This is a genomic window from Methylobacterium durans (assembly GCF_003173715.1).
GTDB classification, from domain to species: domain Bacteria; phylum Pseudomonadota; class Alphaproteobacteria; order Rhizobiales; family Beijerinckiaceae; genus Methylobacterium; species Methylobacterium durans.
The window spans coordinates 1,415,642-1,432,357 of sequence record NZ_CP029550.1; the positions used below are offsets into that span (position 1 = coordinate 1,415,642).

Consider the following 16,716-nt stretch of genomic DNA (forward strand, 5'->3'; position numbering starts at 1 on the left):
CTGCTTTCCCCGCGCTGACGCGGTCGCTAACTGTCAGGTGATTTGATGTCACACGGTGGACAGCGTCCGCGCGCTGGCCGCCGTGCCGTTCTGACGTACGAGCAAATAATTCGGGTCGGCTCGCTGTATGCCGAGCTTCTCAGGCGAAGAGCGCAGAGAGTTGCCGACAGGCGTGCTCGGGCAAGCGAGAAGCTGATCGAGGGCATGAACCCACGTGAGGAACTGCAGCGCTTTAACGGTCGAATGCAGGGTTTCTCTCTGCGGAAGCGTCAGAGACGCGCACGAACGGATACGCCGCTTGGCGAGGGCGATGACGTCATTGACGATGTGGTAGGCGATATACGCAGCTGGATAGAGGCTCGCGGGTCCGCGCGCATTTCAGGCGACGCGAAACGCACATATGGCACGCCATCATGGCTTCTGCGCAAAGTCGCCGATCGAGCGTCGCGCTGCTATGGCGTTCCGGTCTCCACACGCCGAGTACGCGCCTGCCTTCAAGCGTATCGCACGGACTTCGAACAGGACAAATCGAGCGGGCCCGATCGTCAAACTTGAATTCTGTCAAATTTGAGCGGCCGAATCTAGCGCTCGAATAGTGTGCTCCTGAACGCGGGATCGTTCCGCGTTGTCCTGGAGCACACTTGTGAACAGCAAGCACGCCTACACCATCGCGGAAGTCACGCGCATCACGGGCTCAAGCCGGACGACGATCTACGCTGAGATCGCCGCCCAGCGCCTCACGGCCAAGAAGCTGGGTCGCCGCACCCTCATCCTCGCGGACGATCTGCGTACCTGGCTGAACAGCCTGCCTGCCATCAAGACGCAGGCAGCGTGACACCATGAACTCCATTTCCAGTAAAGCCGCCCCGGCGCAGAGCGACGCTCCAGCAGCCGGTCTGAGCGCATCTGGCGCTGCGTCTGCCCAACGCGCTCCTGCCGCGCTCTGCTACGATCCCGAGATGCTGTGCGAGTTCGTTGCCGAGACACTCGCCTGGGCCGCAACGCACGCGCAGCTCGGAACCACCTACGCGCAGATCGGCGATGTGGCAGGCCTCGACTACACTGTCCGCTCCTTGGTCGCCTGCACCCGCTCCGCCATCGGCTCGGTGGCGGAGCTGAAGGCGCACAGGATCAAAGTGCAGGCAGAGCGGCGGAAGGCCCCTGCTGATCAGGCCCGGGAGGTGCGGCCGTGATCGCAGATCCATTCGCTCTGGAGATGGAGCGGCTCGGGCCCGCACCCAGCAGCGCGCGGTTTGAAAACCAGTGGGAGGATGAGCCACCCTCCAACGAGCGAGCCGACAAGGAGCCGACCTGGGACAGCCCAGACCTGTCGCTGCTCGGAACCGGCCAGCGCGCTGCGCCCTCGTTTCCGCTGCCACTGCTCGGCCCCTGGGCCGAATGGGCCGAGCAGAAGGCCGCCGGTGCCTCTGCCCCTATCGACTACTGCGCCGTCGCGCTGCTGGCCTGCGCAGGTGCCGCCCTCGGCAACGTGCGCTGGCCGCTGGCGGGCGCAGACTGGTCCGAGCCGCCGCTGCTCTGGTGTGCTGTGGTGGGGCCACCCTCCTCGTCGAAGTCGCCGTCGATGGACGCAGCCTTCGCGCTGGTGCGCTACGCCGAGGACCAGATGGCTCTCGGCTTCGAGACGGAGCAGCTGGCCTACACCATGAAGAAGCAGGTCAGCGAAGCCTGCCAGGAGGAGTGGAAGGCCAAGATCAAGGCCGCGGTGAAGAAGGGCGATCCGCCCCCGCCGATGCCCGACGAGGCTCAGGCACCGGATCTGCCGGTCCGGCCGCGCATCCGCGTTGCCGACGCGACGGTCGAAGCGCTGGGCGGTCTGGCTGCAGCCCTGCCGCGCGGGCTCCTGCTCGTGCGTGACGAGTTGGCCGGCTGGCTCGGCGCCTTCGACAGGTACGGCGGTGGCGGCTCGGATCGGGCCTTTGCCATCGAGATGTACGGCGGCCGCTCCTACGTGGTCGATCGCGTCAAAAGCCCACTGCCGCTGCACATCCGCCACCTTGCCATCGGTCTGCTGGGTGGCGTGCAGCCCGACAAGCTGCCGCTGATCATCAGTGGGCCGGATGACGGGCTCGCCTCGCGCCTGCTCTGGACGTGGCCAGACGCCAGACCGGAGTTCGTGCTCGCGCGCAACCTGCAGGACGACACGCTGGCCAAGCGCAACTTCGCGCGGCTGTCCGATCTGCCGATGAGCACGGACGAGTTCGGCCATGCCGAGCCCAGGCTCGTGCGGCTGACGAGTCAGGCGGAGGATGTGCTGGAGGCGTTCGCGCGCGAGATGGTGCACCGGGGGCACGAGGCAGGCGGCCTCCTGGCGGGCACGATCGGCAAGGCTCGCGGACACGTGCTGCGGCTCTCATGCGTGCTGGAGTACCTGTGGTGGTGCGGCGGCACGCGCGCGGCGGAGCCGACCTGCATCTCGAAGAAAGCCGTTGAGGCGGCAGCCGGGCTGCTCGACGGCTACTTCCTGCCTATGGCTGAGCGGGTGTACGGCGACGCCGCCATTCCGATCCGGGAGCGCCGGGCCATGTTGCTGGTGCGCTATCTCCGGCGGACTGGCCAGCGGGCTTTTAACGCGCGGCAGGTTCGCCGTGAGCACGGCGGCATGCTACGCGACGCGACCGACATGCAGGCGGCCTGTGCAGAGCTTGCTGAGGCCTGCCTGATTCAGCCTGTTCTCAGACCTGCTGGCGAGCAGCAGGGCCGCCCGGCGCTCAATTATGAGGTCAATCCGGCGGTGCTGCGGGGGCAGCGATGAGCCGCTGGCTGGCCCAAGCCTTGGCGGCGCAGTCAGCAGCAGCGGCTGTGCCAAATGTGCCAATAGTGCCAAAACTCCCGCCATGGAGGCCAAGCGAACCCCAGGAGACAGGCTGCGCGCCGGCAGCGAAGGAGCCTGAGGCGGGTGAGGTGTCGAACGCAGCGCCTTCCAGTAAAGCGCTGGACAGCACTTCATGCACGGTCAGTCGTGAGGACTGGCTGGCCTACTACGAGGAGCGCGCTGCGATCCGGGAGTATGAGGGCGGCTTCAGCCGCGCCGAGGCTGAACGCCTGGCGCGGACTGAGACGATAGAAGCATTCGGGGTGCCTGCATCCTTGGCCAGCTGATTTTTGGTCTGACAGCTCTGGCCTCAAGCTCCACGCGACAGAACTTGAGATCGCTTTTATCGGAATTGGCAAGGCTGCCCGCCGCGCGAGCGTCTCTGCGGGCGATCCGATACCTCACCTCCCTGTTTAGACCCTGTTCTGAGGGCCACAAGTGCTGAACTCGAGGTCAATCTAAATGCATCGCGATCCTCGCACGCGGCGAGGTTGATGCGAGGGGACATCATCGTGCGGGTTAGCGAGCTGCAGCGGTGTTATGGCCTGACCCCGAAGGTATCGTCTGCATGAAGGAGCGTCCGTAGGTCGAAGGCCATCCTAGTGGACGCGCTTTTGCCCCTCATTTCACGTGTCCGCTGGGGCATACCCCAACGGACAAGACGAGCCCTGCGCGGAGTCTCCCCTAATTGGCTGAAGGTGCTGACCGGAGGGCCTGAGCGTGAACCAAACGACACTGGAAGAAACTGACGACCGGAGCAAGGGCCGCTACCCCTTCGCCCGACACGTCTCGGCGGCGGCGGACACGCTGAGGGAGACGCGTAAGGCTTGGCCGGGGCTGAGCCTCTACGAGCGCTTCGAGGAAGTGGTCGTCGTGGTGCTCACCGGCCTGATTGGCCTCGTCATCATCGCGGCCGTGATCAACCTCTGCTTCCGTGTCGTGCTGCTCGTCATCTTCGGCCTGCTCGACCCGGCCGAGCACAGCGTGTTTCAGGCCGTGTTCGGCATGATCTTCACGGTCCTGATCGCGCTCGAGTTCAACCACTCGATCCTGAGCGTGCTCCACCGTCAGGAGAGCATCATCCAGCTGCGCACGGTCATCCTGATCGCGCTGCTGGCGCTCGCCCGCAAGTTCATCATCTTAGACGCGAGCAAGACCGAGCCGCTGACCATCATCGGACTAGCAGCTGCCGTCCTGGCGCTTGGCGCCGTGCATTGGCTCGTGCGTGACCAAGATCGCAAGGACACGCAACTGAGCGCCGACGGCTCATCAAAGATGCAGGATTGAGCAACCAGCCCTTCCTGGAGAAGCCAGGCGTGCTCCCGGCCGCCGAACAGGCGTCAAGCCGACCCAGAAGGCGGCCGCAACCGCCGACGTGATCGCGGCCATGCTGATGCTGATGCCCGACACCCTCACAGGTAAGCGGGATCGCGCCTTGCTGGCTCTCCGGTTCGCAGGCGCTTTTCGCCGCTCCGAACTCGCCGCGCTGAATGTCGAGGACCTGCAGGACGGTAAGGATGGGCTTCGCGTCTTTGTACGCCGTTCAAAAACCGATCAAGAGGGCAGGGGCATCGAGAAGGCGATACCGCACGGCAAGTTCATTCGGCCTGTGGCACTCGTCCGCGAGTGGCTGGATGCCGCCGGCATCACGGAAGGGCCTATCTTCCGTCCGGTATTGCGGTCGGGCAACGTGCGCCAAGCCGGGCGCCTCACGACGCAGGCCATTGCCGACGTCGTGAAGAAGCACGCAACCGCTGTCGGCCTCGATGCCTCGACCTTCGGGGCACACAGCCTGCGGGCCGGCTACATCACGACGGCAGCGGAGCGGGGTGCGGATCTTGCCCGCATCATGGATCAGTCGGGACACCGCGACTCGCGGATGGTGCTGGGCTACATCCGCCGCGCCAACGCTTTCAAGGATCATTCGGGGAGCGGCTCCTGTAGCCGCTAGATGTTCGGTCCCAGCATGTGGTGTGACGGATCGAGGTCGAGCTGGCCCTCGAACCACCGCTCGCGCGCCTCCTTCACGTCCGGGCGGTTCTGCTCGGCCGCGTGGAGCGCCCCTTTTTGCGGCTGATGCCGTGGCGCTTGAAGAAGCGCGACAGCCCACTCAGGCTCACTGCGGCACCGTGTTCCTGCAAGGTCGCCCGCACCTCGCGCAGGTAGGCTTGGGACCGGTCCTCAAGGGCCTGCAGGATCAGGGCCGCATGGGCCTCGGTTCGATGCGAGTGCCGGTCTCCGCCCATTGGCTTGGCAGCGATCTTACCGTCCGCCCTGAAGCGGGCGTGCCAGCGGATCGCGCTCGCCTTACCCACGCCGAACCGCTCCGCCGCCTGTCGGCACGAGGCGCCCGCTTCGATGGCGGCGATCACCCGCTCGCGAAGATCCTGCGACAGGGCTGCAGCCATAGTGTTCCTCCGTGGTCCGAACGCCATGGAATCACAGCACCGGCTACCACACTACCCCCGCAGCCTCAGACTGAACGGCAACAGCTCTAAGCCTTCGTCTTCGGCTCGATCATGCCGCGCCGCTTCGCCTCCGCAATCGCCGGGGACCTCTTGCCTCCGTACCGCAGTTGCAGGGCGCGTTTCGCGAACCGGATGACTTTGGGGTTGTCGGTCATCGTAGGCGAGCTGATCGATACGTTGGCCTGCTCAGGGGTCTGCCCAACCTCAAGGCACCGTAGAAACATCACTGATCGAACGAAGGTGCGCCCTCGCGCTGGCCCAGCCGCCAAGAAATAGTAGGCAAGGCCGGCAGCTACGCAAACAAGGATCAGAAGGGTCATCACAACCCCTACCATGTCTGGACCATCAAGTTAGGAGAAGAGTAGCCACAATCGTGTCTTCGTCGGCGCTGAGCAGCGCGACTTCCTCGACCATGCCGAGGGCTGGCGGAAGGAGTGCATCCGCGTCCTGTCTCGCGCCCCGATCAACTCGGCCCCCGTCTACGTGGCCACCAGCGGCATCATGGACGCCATCGACGGGCTGGCCGAGGCCGTGACGGACGACCTCCAGCACTTCGATCTAACAGCACCGACCACGCCCGGCGGTAACCTGATGCCACCTCCCAAGGGCAGCGAGTAGACGACGAGGGCCGGGGTCCGCTCCGCTCGCTCGCGCATCCTTTCGTGCTGGCTTATGCTCGGCGCCAAGCAGGAGACAGCGCCGTGGACAATCAGACCGCATTGGACGCCTTAGCGCTTCAGCATCACCGTTTTACGGACATGCTCCGCTCAGCCGACAGCGGCATCTGGTGGTCGTCGGATGCCGCTGCGGGGCTGAATGCTGAAAAGATCAAGGCTCAAGCTGACCTGATTGGCGCCGCCTTGGACGAACTGGAAAGCCTCATCAAAAAAATCAACGCGTAGCTTCCGGCGAGGATATGAGACCAGTACGCGCGCCCGCGCGAGAGGCGGTCTCACATGGCGCAATCGAGAGCAGTACGCGTACAGCCATCGAGCCGTGGCTCGCAACAGCCCCTCGCCGATTGGGCGATATGGAACCGCTCGGCTCACGTAAGGGCGTTTATGGGTCCGGACGTAACGCCCGATGTGATGTTTCACGGCGAGCAAGCTCGCGACGCGCGAGTTCGCGACACAGCGGACGCAAGGCACCGCGCTCGATCTTCCGCACAAGCGTTTCGGTCGCGACGCCCTCATGAGGGCGTGCCGATGCCCAGCGCCGCCGGATCGTCTCAACCATCGAAACGCGCCGTTCGTGCTTCACTTCCTGACAAAACCGCAGCCCTTCACCATTGGAGTACTATAGCACCCGTCTCTCATACATTGAGCGACAGCATCGGCGCAAAAGGAGTGGCAATTATACGCCCTTCCTCCGCTATTTCTCTCGTCACAGAATTTAATGCATCTCTGATTGCGCGCCGAGCACGTTTCTGCTGCCGAGGGCGCTGATACAACCAAAGCGAACGATAGTATCGGAGCGCAAAATAATATTCTACACATCGTTCAAGCCGTGCGAACTGTCACTCTTTCATGAGTTTATATATTAATCACCTCCGACCGCAATAATACTTTCTATCTAATCAACTATAGTATTGAAATGGCGCCTATATCCGCCCTTCACCGTTTCGAGCACACGTCGCATGTGACGTGCAGCGGCGGTCGGACATGCAGGTGAAGTAGAGCACGGCCAACGGCCGATGAAGGGGGCGGCGGGCCCATAAGCCTGTTCTCGCGCGAGGCCGCAGAGGTATCGCGTAAGGCCCACTCAAACCGCTTCCAATCCTCCGTCACGAGGTTGTGATTGAGCATGAACGGCGGTCTGGCTTTGGCGCGTGCTAGCCAAGAGGCGTTCGGATGGTCCACAGCCAGCCGGGCGTTTCATCCAACTGCCTCCGCCCGCCCGGTTCCCCCTTCCGTGGCGGGCTTTTCTTCGCCTGCCGGACTGCTGTCCTATCCGTTAGGGTATGCCTCAACGGACATTTCGCTCTTGACGGGCAGCATCACGGCCTGCGCGGGCCGGGCGTTGTAGAGCCTCCGCTGCAGGAGTTCGGTGCGGCGGTGACCGCTGGCGCCGAGTGCCACGATCTGCTTTCCTCAGGCGGCAAGGAAGCATCCATGATGCCTTTCGTCCGCTTGCTCGTGATCGCCGGATCAGCCTTCGCTTGGAGCACCCTTGCCTCGCGCGCACCAACACCAACACCAACACCAACGCGAGGAGCGGGGGAGTGCACCGGTACGTACACGGTGTTGGATGCCCGGCCGATCGCGTCCCTCCGGCCTATGGCGCGGCGAGACCTGATCGGCAAAACCGTTCGCGAGATCAGGCATGCAGGCGAGGAGCAATGGGACGCTGTCGAGGTGGCTTACGGATCGGAACGCTTCACGGTCCGCTTTGACGTCAAGCCCGACGCCTCTCCTCCGGTGAAGGGGTTCTCGTGGAAGGGCTCGACGGCCCCAGGTGTCGATTGGAAGAAGAGACGCACCGTCAGCGACAACGTTGAGACAGCCATCTACGACGGCCCCTTGGCCGAGCTCGCGTTATCAGCCGATCCCTGTAGATAGACCCGGGCGCTCCACCCTGCTGGAGCGAATATGCGGCTGACGCATGTCTCAGCTTGTCCGTTTGGGTATACCGCAGCGGACCTTTAAGTAGCTGCTGGACCATACAGATGCGGCGGAGTGGCTTCGCTTGGGGCCGCTTCGCGCAACCAGAGCTTGATCATCTGATCCAGAGCACCCTTCCCGGCCAGCCGGGCCTCCTCGAAGGTCTCATAAGTCATCGTCGGCTCGTGCGCGATCACCCCGCGCCGCCAGATCGCCCAGTGGAAGCGCCCGCGCATCCAGGGACGTGCCTGGATGTGCAACGTGAATGGGTGGGACACGCGCTTCTGCATGGCTGAAGGATAACGCGGGCCGGCCTGTTTAGATCAGGTATCATCCTGCAGAAACGCCGGCCCTCGACCATTTTTTTGCCAGATGTATGCTTCCGTCGCATGGCTGTCAGATGGAATGTGGTATGCCAGAACGCCGCTTGCGATGCGATGTATGTTGCAACGCAAACGCATCAGGCACCTCCGATGATCAACCTGCTTCTCTACTACGCCTTCTTCGCCGCCCTCGCCGCGAACATCTCGCTGGTGTTCTACGTGGCTGACTTCCTGAGCCCGAAGGCCGATGCAGCCGCTTCCGCTCGTCAGCTTGTGGTCAGCAACGAGAACGCTCCGGCCTCTGTGAAGCTCGCCGCCTAAGCGGCAACCGGCAGCTCCTGCACCGGAAGATGATCAGCCCCGCCGGGTTCTGGCAGGGCTTTTTTACGTCCGAGCCATCCCGCTGCTAACCCGAAGCCGGATCGTGATGTCCTGCGCAGATCGGGCGTTATGGAGCCGCCCGGATCGCGTAGGCCGCATATGGGAACGGGTGCTTCCATAAGGGTGCGATGCCAACGGCTGTCGCGTTCGTTCGCGAGCGTCCTCCAAGCGCAAGCCACCTTAGGTGAGAGTCGTGCATCGGAAGAGGACCGAGTGCGGGGCGATCCTTAGGGCATGGGTTCCGCATAGAAGTCGTTGAGTTGCTGCCTTTCGTGCCCAGACAGGAGGGCCTCGTCACGACGCGAGAACTCGGGTGCTTGGCGCAGATGCCCCGCCGTGATGGTCGTGTGGTAGCCGTGAAGCTTCGTGTCGTAACGCAACTGCTCCCAGGGGATCGTATAGGTCTCTGAACCCGCGCCCATGAAGCCGCCGAACGCGGTAACGGCATAGACGACTTGGCCGCTGATCTTCTCGATCACGAGGCGCTTGATGGCCCCAATTCGCTTGCCGCTCGCATCGAAGACAGCCGTTCCCTCGATGCGATCACTCGCGATGAGCGGGTGGCTTGGAGCTGATAACGCGTCCGTCTCCGCCATGGCTTGCCTCCTCCGGTTTCCGGTTCGACGGCAGCCCGAGGTGGCGTGCCCTCGCTCTTGATGAGGCTGTGCTTCATCCCGGAACGCAGCAAGCTCAAATGATCACCCTTCTCGCACGCACGAAGCCGCGCGGTTCGCGTACGCGTTTATGGAGCCGCTTTGGAACTACCGCTAAGCCCCTGCGCGCAACTGCACAGAGGATTGCCTCCCGGTGATGCCGGGCAGAGCATCACTTGCCTGACCCGCAAAGCAATGAGGAACCGGGCAAACAGGGGGCCAAAACCGCGTCCAGCGCGCTGCGCAACATGAAGTCGGCCCGGGTTAAGAAACTCGATGGCTTCGCCGTAAACGACGAGATCGGAAGATAGATCCTAGAGTTGAGACAGTTTGTTGAACCCCAGCAAAGTGTACCTTATCGGCCGGGATAACGGAGAGATAAGATGACACACTTCCAAACAGTTGCAGGATCAGCAGGGAGCTGGGTCTTCGAATTGCCCGAGCAGGTTACGATCAGCCAAGGCGGCCGTACGGACAACCTTGTTTTGAACGGGGCAAACACAACGCCACTGGTGTTTGACATCCACTACGACGAAGCAGCATGGCTGGGCCTACACTCGCAGAGAGATACCACGCACGGTCGGCTGGTCATCAAAGTTCACGAGCCCAGCAACAACGTGGACAGTCTCGACGTTGGCCTCCGTGGGTCGGTGAACTTTGTCTTTCATAATGACCTAGGCGCTCCGATCAGCGAGGGCCCAAACGGAGCCGTGGGGATCTTCGTCAACGGTCCCGGCGACAACACGGGCGATACGCAATTCCACCCAACCTATGCTCATCTGCATGGCATCGCTGCCAACGTATTTCCCGGCCACACCGTTACTTCGAGAGTGCTGGTGGGACCCGGTCCGGGCAATATTGGTGCACCGGATGAGGTCACCGTCCATGGCGCCATTACGTCGTCTCCCGCCGGGGAACAATGGGGTCCCCTCACGTTGCATCAGCGGCAACAGGTAAACCATAACGACGATTTTGAGATCCACTTTTGGCCCCAATCAGGATCAGTCAGTTTTGAGGACTCGGGTCGGCTAAATACAAATAATTATTTGAACAAGCCATACTTCGGTACGTTTATTCAAGGTGCCCAAAGTGCAGGCGGCCAAATTTACGCCATCTACGACGGCCTGCTAGGTCGTGCCCCAGACTCTCTCGGGCTGGAGTACTGGGCCGATCGACTGGAGCACGGCACTACCGTGCGCGACCTCACCCAACAAGTGCTCAACTCCTCGGAAGGACAAGCAAGAGTAGGCTCGCTCAACGACGGAGTTTTCGTCAATCATCTCTACGAGACCATGCTTAACCGCAATCCAAATGATGAAGAGCGTGACTTCTGGAGTGATCAGCTGTACCGAGGTGCTACCCGAGCCGATGTCGCTGACGGTTTTGTTTTTTCTCCAGAGCATCTCGCAAGTTTAACCCTAGAGTTTAGCTTAAGTATATTCGTCCCTGACAGACAAGCAAGCGACGTGGCCCGTCTATACTATACACTTCTCGATCGGATGCCTGATCTCGGAGGATTGCAGTACTGGACGGACCAGCTAAACCAAGGACGCTCGCTCAGCAGTGTCGCAGACAGTTTCCTCACCACGCCCGAACTCCAGGCAAGGTACGGTGCTGTCGATAACGCGGCCTACGTGGACGCGCTCTATGTGAACGCCTTGTGGCGGCACTCGGAGAGTGCGTTCTGGGCTCTTCAGCTCAACAATGGCCTGCCGCGCGGGGAAGTAGCTGCGCAAATCTCTAGTAGCCCCGAGTCGCAGTACCTGCACTTAGGCCAGATCGAGGAGGGATGGCATCTGATTTAACCGAAGCTTGTCACTGCACCTTGGGTGATGCACTCCTTTGATAACCTCAAGGATTCTGCCCGAGGAGAATGCGATGAGCCGCATCTGCGGGAGCGTTCATTTCTCCTGCGCGACCAAGGACGGGCCGCCTTGGGCAACGAGGTCGCGCGGTTCGTGCCCGACACCATCCAGAGGCGGCTTGAAGGCGCGGGCACCAACGGAAATCTGGTCCGACGAGCCGAGTAACGCGCTCTGAGGCGCGATCTTGGGCGTCAGCGTTCCAATAGGGCTTACCCGTCTGGACCGTTCCACAGTTGCCGAGGAACCTTTCCGAGAGGGTGCTCCTCCGATTTGGAGGGCGTGTCGCAAACCCGGAAACAGACCGCAGAAGGGGCTCGATGGCTCCGCTTTCATGCTTTGTTCGTGACGGGAAGTCCGAAACAGAGTGCCAGCAGCCGGTTCTGCTCTCGGACAGTCCATGCGCCGGCAAAGCCGAAGCCCTTGCGCAGCCACAGCATGGCCTCGAAGCCCTGGATGGTGCGCCGGGCTGTGGCGAAGGAGCGGAAGCCGCCGATCCGCGGCATGTTCTTCTTCAGCCGGAAGTGGTCGCTCTCGATGCCCTGCTGCAGGTGTTTGGTCATGTAGTGGGTCGGCATGCGGGGCAGCAGGCCGGCCTTGCGCGTTGCCACGATAGCGGGCGGGTAGGGGCCTGCCGCATCCGTGCCGATCCGGTCGGGGGCCAACAACGGCTGATCCTCGAGCATCTTGCGGAAGAAGCGTTTGGCCGCATCCAGATCACGCTTGGCTGAGAGGAGGAAGTCGACCGGGCTGCCGTGCTTGTCGATGGCCCGGTACAGGTAGCGCCACTCACCGCGCACCTTCACGTAGGTCTCGTCGATCCGGATCGAGCCGCAGTGCGGCTTGCGGAAGTGCCGCAATCGCTTCTCGATCAGCGGGGCGTAGGCGAGCACCCAGCGGTTCAGCGTGCTGTGATCGACCTCAAGCCCGCGCTCCAGGAACAGTTCCTCGATATCGCGGTAGCTGAGCGGGTAGCGCAGGTACCAAGAGACAGCTTGGACGATCAGCGCGGCCTCAAAGTGGCGGCCCTTAAAGTCGGTCTTGGACCGGCGCTTCAGCTTGGCGGCGATAGCGCTCAGGATCATGGACCACCTCCGGGCTGGAGGCGGCAAACTCGGCCCGTATGCCTAACGAGCCGTGAACCTCAAAAACTTTGCGACAGGCCCGGTCTAGGTGTTTGATCCCAGGGTTTGATGGTGCAGTTTTCTCACGAGAGTGGAAGGACGCGCTATGGGCCAGGTTCAGCACGGGAGCGCCACGACGACAGCGGCAGTCCGTCGAGCGATACAGCATAGTCAAGCGAGCCTGAGGGCGTTGGCGGCCCGTTACGGCGTCAACCCGAAGACCGTCGCGAAGTGGAAGAAGCGGTCCTCGGTGGCTGACCGGAAGACGGGGCCAACGGAACACCGGTCTACGGTGCTGACGGCCGAGAACGAGGCGGTGATCGTCGCCTTTCGCCGGCACACCCTGCTGCCACTCGACGACTGCCTCTACGCCCTGCAGCCGACGATCCCGCACCTTACACGCTCAAGCCTGCACCGGTGCCTGCAGCGCCATGGCATCTCGCGGCTCCCCGAAGTGGATGGCGACAAGCCGCTACGTGCAAAATTCAAGCGCTACCCGCTCGGCTACTTCCACATCGATATCGCCGAGGTGCACACCAAAGAAGGCCGACTCTACCTGCTTGTGGCGATCGACCGGACCTCCAAGTTCGCCTTCGCCGAGTTGCACGAGAAGGCCACGCGCCGGGTCGCCGGCAACTTCCTGCGGGCCCTTGCTGCCGCCGTTCCCTACAAGATCCACACGGTGCTCACCGACAACGGCACGCATTTCACCGAGCCGTCCGGGAACACTTGGACGCCGGAAGAGATCAGAGCGATGCGCGCCGAGAAGGTGCTGTTCCGCTGCCACTCCTTTGAGGGCGCCTGCGCCGACCTCAACATCGAGCACCGTCTCACGAAGCCGCGCCATCCCTGGACGAATGGTCAAGTTGAGCGGATGAACCGCACGATCAAGGACGCCACCGTCAAGCGCTTCTACTACGACAGCCACAGTCAGCTTCGGCAGCACCTCGCCGACTTCGTGGCCGCCTATAACTTCGCCCGCCGCCTCAAGACGCTACGCGGCCTCACGCCCTACGAAGCTATCTGCAAAGCTTGGACGGAGGAGCCCTCTAGGTTCACCCAGAACCCGCACCACCAAATCCCGGGACCAAACATCTAGGCCACTCAGCCAGCTATCGCTCGTACCTGTCAGACCGTACTCACTGTCCCTTCCACCGGGGGGCAGGAGGCAAATGATGTCGCGTTACTTCTTCGACCTGCACGATGAGCAGCTCACCCACCATGACACGGACGGCACCATCTGCGCCGATGACCGCGAGGTGAGCGCGATGGCTACGCGCGTCTTGGCCGAGATCGCGGCTCACGAGCCACTACGGGCCGGCCAGAAGAAGCTCTTCGTCACCGTGCGCGATGAAGCAGCCCGCGTGGTCTACACCTCGGCGCTGAACATCACCGGTAGCTGGCTACGCTCTCCAATCGCGGCCTTGCCCGTGCGGCTCGAACTGAAAACCGCCTGATTAGCGCCGAATTCCGGGTAGCAAGAACGCGCTGGATGCATGTGGCTGAGCGGCAGTCGGGCAGGCGGAGGAGTCGCATACTGACGCCGAGCCTACGGCACCCCTTGGCCAGGCGACGAACCGGATCGCGTCGCGGCCGAAACCGTTTGCTTGCTGGCGTGGCTGATCCAGTAGGCCGGTGACGTGAGGATCTTCTCTGACATGCGAGCACTGGTGCTCGCCAATATCCTCGACACGCTCGTGGCCGAGATCGAGCGGGCCGAGATGGACGAGGCCACGCGATCCAAGCTGTCGTTCCTGGCAAAACGTGCTCTCGTGGATGCCGAGGCGCTCCACGACGAACTTCAGCCGCGTGCCCCGCTGTCGGAGCCCATCGGACCGACAGGTGCCCACAACGTGGTGAAGCTGCGCTCGGTCTGACCGTCCTATCTTGTAGCTCAGAGGCTCTCCGCCAAGCGACGCAGTGCCCTCGGAACACCGGCGTTCGATAGGCCAGCATTCGGCTCGTCTGCCGCGGCTCCGAGCAGATACACGAGCTTGCCCCGATCAAGTGACTGCCGGTCCGAGAGACAGTTCACGATCACTTGGAGGGCGTGCTCGATGGCGACGATGCGCGCCTCGAGTTCCCGCTGCTTCATTTCCATCCCGGGCACCATCGTTCTTGTTGTGGCGAGCGGGGATAACCGGCTTGGCGCTGGTGTGATCCTTGTGGCTGCCGAGCGAGGTGCTGGCGGTCACGGCGCACTGATCAGAATGCCCTGCCGGCAGTCCCTATCAGGTGACGTGAGCCCCTTGCGGGATTTCAGTCCTCGTCATCGTCATCGTCGTCCGCACCTGGACCGCGCCGGATCTCGCGACGCTCGCGGCGCACCCCACCACGGTCGATGTCACGACGCGTCTCTTCGCGATCGATGTCGCGCTCGCGCTGTCCTCTGGATCGAAGGTCAACAGACGGACCACCAGGACCGACCTCGATGCTCTGAGCAGATGCTGGCACGGCGGCAAGCAAGCCGGCTGCGAGCACTGATGATGCCAGTAGAACTTTCATGATCCCCTCCTCGGGCGTCGCCGAGGTCAACAGGGCCAGGGAGGCGACGTTCCGCTCAGCGAACAGCCCGCTCCGAGAGCGGAGGCAAGGGAGCCCCCACCCCTACACCGGGTCCTTCCGGAGCCCCCTGCGGCGACGGTCCGCCGCAGCTCAGCTTCTGCCTAGCCACAGACTTTGAGATGCCCTTTCATTTCGTTTGAGGGCGGCATGAGCCTCGGTAATCACCCCGTCGACACCATCGCGGACCTGCTGGATCTGACGCCCGGGGGGTGCGGAAGCGTGCCCGCGAGTCTGTGCGGGCGTCCTGAACCATCCTGCGCCGCGTCAGTTGAACCAGCGGACCGCCCGTGGACATGGGGGCGGCCCCGTCCATTCGGCAGGTGGCGAAGAACAGCCGAGAGCCGGCGGCCCCCTGTCCTTTGGGGCGCGGCCGGCGAGCTCTTCAGGCGGGCAAGGCGCCTGCCGGATCAGCAGTGCACCGCGGCCGTCCAAACAGGAGCGAACTGCGCGCGGGCCGACGGACCACGAACGCGGCGGCTGCCGAGCGGCAGGTCACGCACGAGCACCCAGCTTGCGGTAGCGAGTGCGGCGAGGCTGCCGCCGATCGAGGCAGCCGCAAGGGCTTCAACTACTCCGTGAGACCAAAGCAGAGTCGTACTGAGGGCGCCCCCTAGCACGGCGATAAGACCATATCCGACAACCATCCATCTGCCTTCCAGCTGTTGCTGATGGGGACCAATGCAAGGTCGGTAGTATGGTTGCGGCTACGCTCTGACCGCTACGGACCGCATTTGTGCAGCGACAGCTACCTCGGAACCGGGACTGCGATGCAAAGAATGGACTGCGATCGCCCCGGGATCTCGCGCCTTCGGTCTTTGTTTTAGAACGTGTTCCGAAGCTTAGCGATGCCGCGCCGATAATCATCAAGGGTCATCTGGTCCATCGCTATGCCGACAGAACTCTGCGCGCGCTTTACCAGGTCCAGGCTGTGCTGTTCGCAGCTCGGCAAGAAATAACCATCACCGGTCCAGCTTTGGATCCCGTCGAACCCTTCGACGCGTCCTTCCCAACCAAGAGAGCGGCCGCCGCGAGCCGCGAGGGGGCCGGCGGTCCGTCCATCACGCGTGCGATAAAAGCGACCTTCCTGTATCTTCATCCCGCATTGGTCGCAGATGCCGCCCAGGCCAACAATAACCACGGTCAATTGCATGCGAGCTGAGGGTCTGCTCGGCGTTCGGCCGGGCAGGCTGAGGATGCGGGACTGCTGCTGCTGATTATGCGCCGGCTCATGCCCCTCGGCGGTCGTGTGAGACACCGAGAGCGTCGGCTCCTGACCTTGGAGCGCGGCCGGTGCCCCTGACCAGCGTGCACATGCTCCAAACGCAGGCGAGCCGTCGCCTCGGTCGGCAGGTTCTCATGATGGCCGATCTCGCCGAGGTGCTGGCGGTTACGGCTCACTGAGGGCGTCAGTAAACTGGCGGGTGCCGAAGTACGCCGTGCACCCGCCACTCGCGTCGAAGCCGTCCTCGCGTTTACGCTGCGAGCGGCTCCGGCTCGACCTCTGCAGGCTGAAGCGCCTCGCTCAGGACCGCCTGCACCTTGTCAGCGGCGGCCGCGAGGATCTCCGTTCTGATCTCGCTGTCGTTGTCGGCTTCGAGAGCCTGGGAGGAGTGCAGGGCTGCCTTCTGCTGGACAGCCTTCAGCAGCTGACGGGCCGGCTCTTCTTCAATCCCGATCAGGGTTCTGGCCAGTTCTGTGTATGCGTTGCTGAGCAGGGAAAACGCAATCTGCGTCATCACCTCGTCCTTGGCACGGCTGAACTCCGTCATGCCACACTCCTATACAGTTACTCAGTACGCTCCCCAGTCAGAAATCCTGCCGACCGGCGGAAAGGCAATCCACAACATACGTTTATCGAATTGTGTTCAGTTCGTGGCAAGCGCTGGCATTGGATTAGTGCTTTGCGG

20 protein-coding genes and 1 pseudogene are annotated in these 16,716 nt (G+C 62.8%); 13 read left to right on the forward strand and 8 right to left on the reverse strand.

What is annotated here, in order from left to right; translation table 11 throughout:
* Positions 1–643: 643 nt before the first annotated feature.
* The 5 genes from DK389_RS06570 (at position 644) to DK389_RS06590 (ending at position 4,784) form a co-directional block, all read left to right on the forward strand.
* Positions 644–835, forward strand: coding sequence for a helix-turn-helix domain-containing protein (locus DK389_RS06570; RefSeq protein ID WP_109888253.1), 192 nt, complete (start codon positions 644–646; stop codon positions 833–835).
* Between the two features lie 124 nt (positions 836–959).
* Entirely contained in the window at positions 960–1,193 is a 234-nt protein-coding gene (locus DK389_RS06575; protein WP_109888255.1) for a hypothetical protein, read from the forward strand.
* Positions 1,190–2,773: a DUF3987 domain-containing protein gene (locus DK389_RS06580; RefSeq protein WP_109888257.1), complete on the forward strand. Its 1,584-nt coding sequence runs from the start codon at positions 1,190–1,192 to the stop codon at positions 2,771–2,773. The genes DK389_RS06575 and DK389_RS06580 overlap by 4 nt, the downstream gene beginning before the upstream one ends.
* Before the next feature lie 780 nt (positions 2,774–3,553).
* Complete coding sequence (locus tag DK389_RS06585) at positions 3,554–4,120, forward strand: phosphate-starvation-inducible PsiE family protein (RefSeq protein ID WP_109888259.1); 567 nt, start codon at positions 3,554–3,556, stop codon at positions 4,118–4,120.
* Positions 4,121–4,208: 88 nt separating this feature from the next.
* Complete coding sequence (locus DK389_RS06590) at positions 4,209–4,784, forward strand: site-specific integrase (RefSeq protein ID WP_418292012.1); 576 nt, start codon at positions 4,209–4,211, stop codon at positions 4,782–4,784.
* Positions 4,785–4,810: 26 nt separating this feature from the next.
* Here DK389_RS06590 and DK389_RS06595 read toward each other — a convergent pair.
* Positions 4,811–5,241, reverse strand: a pseudogene (locus DK389_RS06595) (IS630 transposase-related protein); the annotation flags it as partial.
* A 543-nt stretch (positions 5,242–5,784) separates the two neighbouring features.
* Here DK389_RS06595 and DK389_RS34915 point away from each other — a divergent pair.
* The 3 genes from DK389_RS34915 to DK389_RS32115 all read left to right on the forward strand — a co-directional run bounded on the left by DK389_RS34915 (position 5,785) and on the right by DK389_RS32115 (position 7,859).
* Positions 5,785–5,919, forward strand: a complete 135-nt coding sequence (locus tag DK389_RS34915; protein WP_257791930.1) for a hypothetical protein — start codon at positions 5,785–5,787, stop codon at positions 5,917–5,919.
* An 83-nt stretch (positions 5,920–6,002) separates the two neighbouring features.
* Positions 6,003–6,203 (forward strand): hypothetical protein, encoded by a 201-nt coding sequence (locus DK389_RS06600; RefSeq protein WP_109888265.1) that lies wholly within the window; start codon positions 6,003–6,005, stop codon positions 6,201–6,203.
* A 1,152-nt stretch (positions 6,204–7,355) separates the two neighbouring features.
* Positions 7,356–7,859 carry a hypothetical protein gene (locus DK389_RS32115; RefSeq protein WP_162560534.1) on the forward strand — a complete coding sequence of 168 codons (504 nt, stop codon included), beginning with the start codon at positions 7,356–7,358 and terminating at the stop codon, positions 7,857–7,859.
* An 83-nt stretch (positions 7,860–7,942) separates the two neighbouring features.
* On the opposite strand, the gene DK389_RS06610 is transcribed toward DK389_RS32115, so the two are convergent.
* On the reverse strand, positions 7,943–8,191 hold the full coding sequence (locus DK389_RS06610; protein ID WP_109888268.1) for a hypothetical protein: 249 nt from the start codon (positions 8,189–8,191) through the stop codon (positions 7,943–7,945).
* A 183-nt stretch (positions 8,192–8,374) separates the two neighbouring features.
* Between DK389_RS06610 and DK389_RS33345 the strand changes: the two genes are divergently transcribed.
* Complete coding sequence (locus DK389_RS33345) at positions 8,375–8,545, forward strand: hypothetical protein (RefSeq protein WP_194075168.1); 171 nt, start codon at positions 8,375–8,377, stop codon at positions 8,543–8,545.
* 287 nt (positions 8,546–8,832) lie between these two features.
* Here DK389_RS33345 and DK389_RS06615 read toward each other — a convergent pair whose 3' ends face one another.
* Positions 8,833–9,201: a PRC-barrel domain-containing protein gene (locus DK389_RS06615; RefSeq protein WP_109888270.1), complete on the reverse strand. Its 369-nt coding sequence runs from the start codon at positions 9,199–9,201 to the stop codon at positions 8,833–8,835.
* Positions 9,202–9,641: 440 nt separating this feature from the next.
* Here DK389_RS06615 and DK389_RS06620 point away from each other — a divergent pair, with 440 nt between their 5' ends.
* Positions 9,642–11,063, forward strand: coding sequence for a DUF4214 domain-containing protein (locus tag DK389_RS06620; RefSeq protein ID WP_109888272.1), 1,422 nt, complete (start codon positions 9,642–9,644; stop codon positions 11,061–11,063).
* Between the two features lie 389 nt (positions 11,064–11,452).
* Here DK389_RS06620 and DK389_RS06625 read toward each other — a convergent pair whose 3' ends face one another.
* Positions 11,453–12,205, reverse strand: coding sequence for an IS6 family transposase (locus DK389_RS06625; RefSeq protein ID WP_109888274.1), 753 nt, complete (start codon positions 12,203–12,205; stop codon positions 11,453–11,455).
* Positions 12,206–12,350: 145 nt separating this feature from the next.
* Between DK389_RS06625 and DK389_RS06630 the strand changes: the two genes are divergently transcribed.
* From DK389_RS06630 to DK389_RS06640, 3 genes are all read left to right on the forward strand, one after another.
* On the forward strand, positions 12,351–13,343 hold the full coding sequence (locus DK389_RS06630; protein WP_109888276.1) for an IS481 family transposase: 993 nt from the start codon (positions 12,351–12,353) through the stop codon (positions 13,341–13,343).
* 76 nt (positions 13,344–13,419) lie between these two features.
* Complete coding sequence (locus tag DK389_RS06635) at positions 13,420–13,701, forward strand: DUF6894 family protein (protein ID WP_162560535.1); 282 nt, start codon at positions 13,420–13,422, stop codon at positions 13,699–13,701.
* A gap of 201 nt (positions 13,702–13,902) precedes the next feature.
* On the forward strand, positions 13,903–14,121 hold the full coding sequence (locus DK389_RS06640) for a hypothetical protein (RefSeq protein ID WP_109888279.1): 219 nt from the start codon (positions 13,903–13,905) through the stop codon (positions 14,119–14,121).
* A 17-nt stretch (positions 14,122–14,138) separates the two neighbouring features.
* Here the strand turns inward: DK389_RS06640 and DK389_RS06645 are convergent, their stop codons facing one another.
* The 4 genes from DK389_RS06645 to DK389_RS06660 all read right to left on the reverse strand — a co-directional run bounded on the left by DK389_RS06645 (position 14,139) and on the right by DK389_RS06660 (position 16,578).
* Complete coding sequence (locus DK389_RS06645) at positions 14,139–14,345, reverse strand: hypothetical protein (protein ID WP_109888281.1); 207 nt, start codon at positions 14,343–14,345, stop codon at positions 14,139–14,141.
* Between the two features lie 158 nt (positions 14,346–14,503).
* On the reverse strand, positions 14,504–14,749 hold the full coding sequence (locus tag DK389_RS06650) for a hypothetical protein (RefSeq protein WP_109896089.1): 246 nt from the start codon (positions 14,747–14,749) through the stop codon (positions 14,504–14,506).
* Positions 14,750–15,629: 880 nt separating this feature from the next.
* Entirely contained in the window at positions 15,630–16,064 is a 435-nt protein-coding gene (locus tag DK389_RS06655) for a hypothetical protein (protein ID WP_162560536.1), read from the reverse strand.
* A 217-nt stretch (positions 16,065–16,281) separates the two neighbouring features.
* The gene (locus tag DK389_RS06660) at positions 16,282–16,578 is read right to left on the reverse strand and encodes a hypothetical protein (protein ID WP_109888285.1); all 297 of its coding nucleotides are present in this window, start codon (positions 16,576–16,578) and stop codon (positions 16,282–16,284) included.
* Between the last annotated feature and the right edge of the window lie 138 nt (positions 16,579–16,716).

Excerpts from the sequence above, each read along its gene's own strand:
- DK389_RS06575 (WP_109888255.1), top strand. The coding sequence starts at position 960 with ATGCTGTGCGAGTTCGTTGCCGAGACACTCGCCTGGGCCGCAACGCAC.
- DK389_RS06610 (WP_109888268.1), bottom strand. The coding sequence starts at position 8,191 with ATGCAGAAGCGCGTGTCCCACCCATTCACGTTGCACATCCAGGCACGT.
- DK389_RS33345 (WP_194075168.1), top strand. The coding sequence starts at position 8,375 with ATGATCAACCTGCTTCTCTACTACGCCTTCTTCGCCGCCCTCGCCGCG.
- DK389_RS06615 (WP_109888270.1), bottom strand. The coding sequence starts at position 9,201 with ATGGCGGAGACGGACGCGTTATCAGCTCCAAGCCACCCGCTCATCGCG.
- DK389_RS06620 (WP_109888272.1), top strand. The coding sequence starts at position 9,642 with ATGACACACTTCCAAACAGTTGCAGGATCAGCAGGGAGCTGGGTCTTC.
- DK389_RS06625 (WP_109888274.1), bottom strand. The coding sequence starts at position 12,205 with ATGATCCTGAGCGCTATCGCCGCCAAGCTGAAGCGCCGGTCCAAGACC.
- DK389_RS06630 (WP_109888276.1), top strand. The coding sequence starts at position 12,351 with ATGGGCCAGGTTCAGCACGGGAGCGCCACGACGACAGCGGCAGTCCGT.
- DK389_RS06635 (WP_162560535.1), top strand. The coding sequence starts at position 13,420 with ATGTCGCGTTACTTCTTCGACCTGCACGATGAGCAGCTCACCCACCAT.
- DK389_RS06640 (WP_109888279.1), top strand. The coding sequence starts at position 13,903 with ATGCGAGCACTGGTGCTCGCCAATATCCTCGACACGCTCGTGGCCGAG.
- DK389_RS06645 (WP_109888281.1), bottom strand. The coding sequence starts at position 14,345 with ATGGAAATGAAGCAGCGGGAACTCGAGGCGCGCATCGTCGCCATCGAG.
- DK389_RS06650 (WP_109896089.1), bottom strand. The coding sequence starts at position 14,749 with ATGAAAGTTCTACTGGCATCATCAGTGCTCGCAGCCGGCTTGCTTGCC.
- DK389_RS06660 (WP_109888285.1), bottom strand. The coding sequence starts at position 16,578 with ATGACGGAGTTCAGCCGTGCCAAGGACGAGGTGATGACGCAGATTGCG.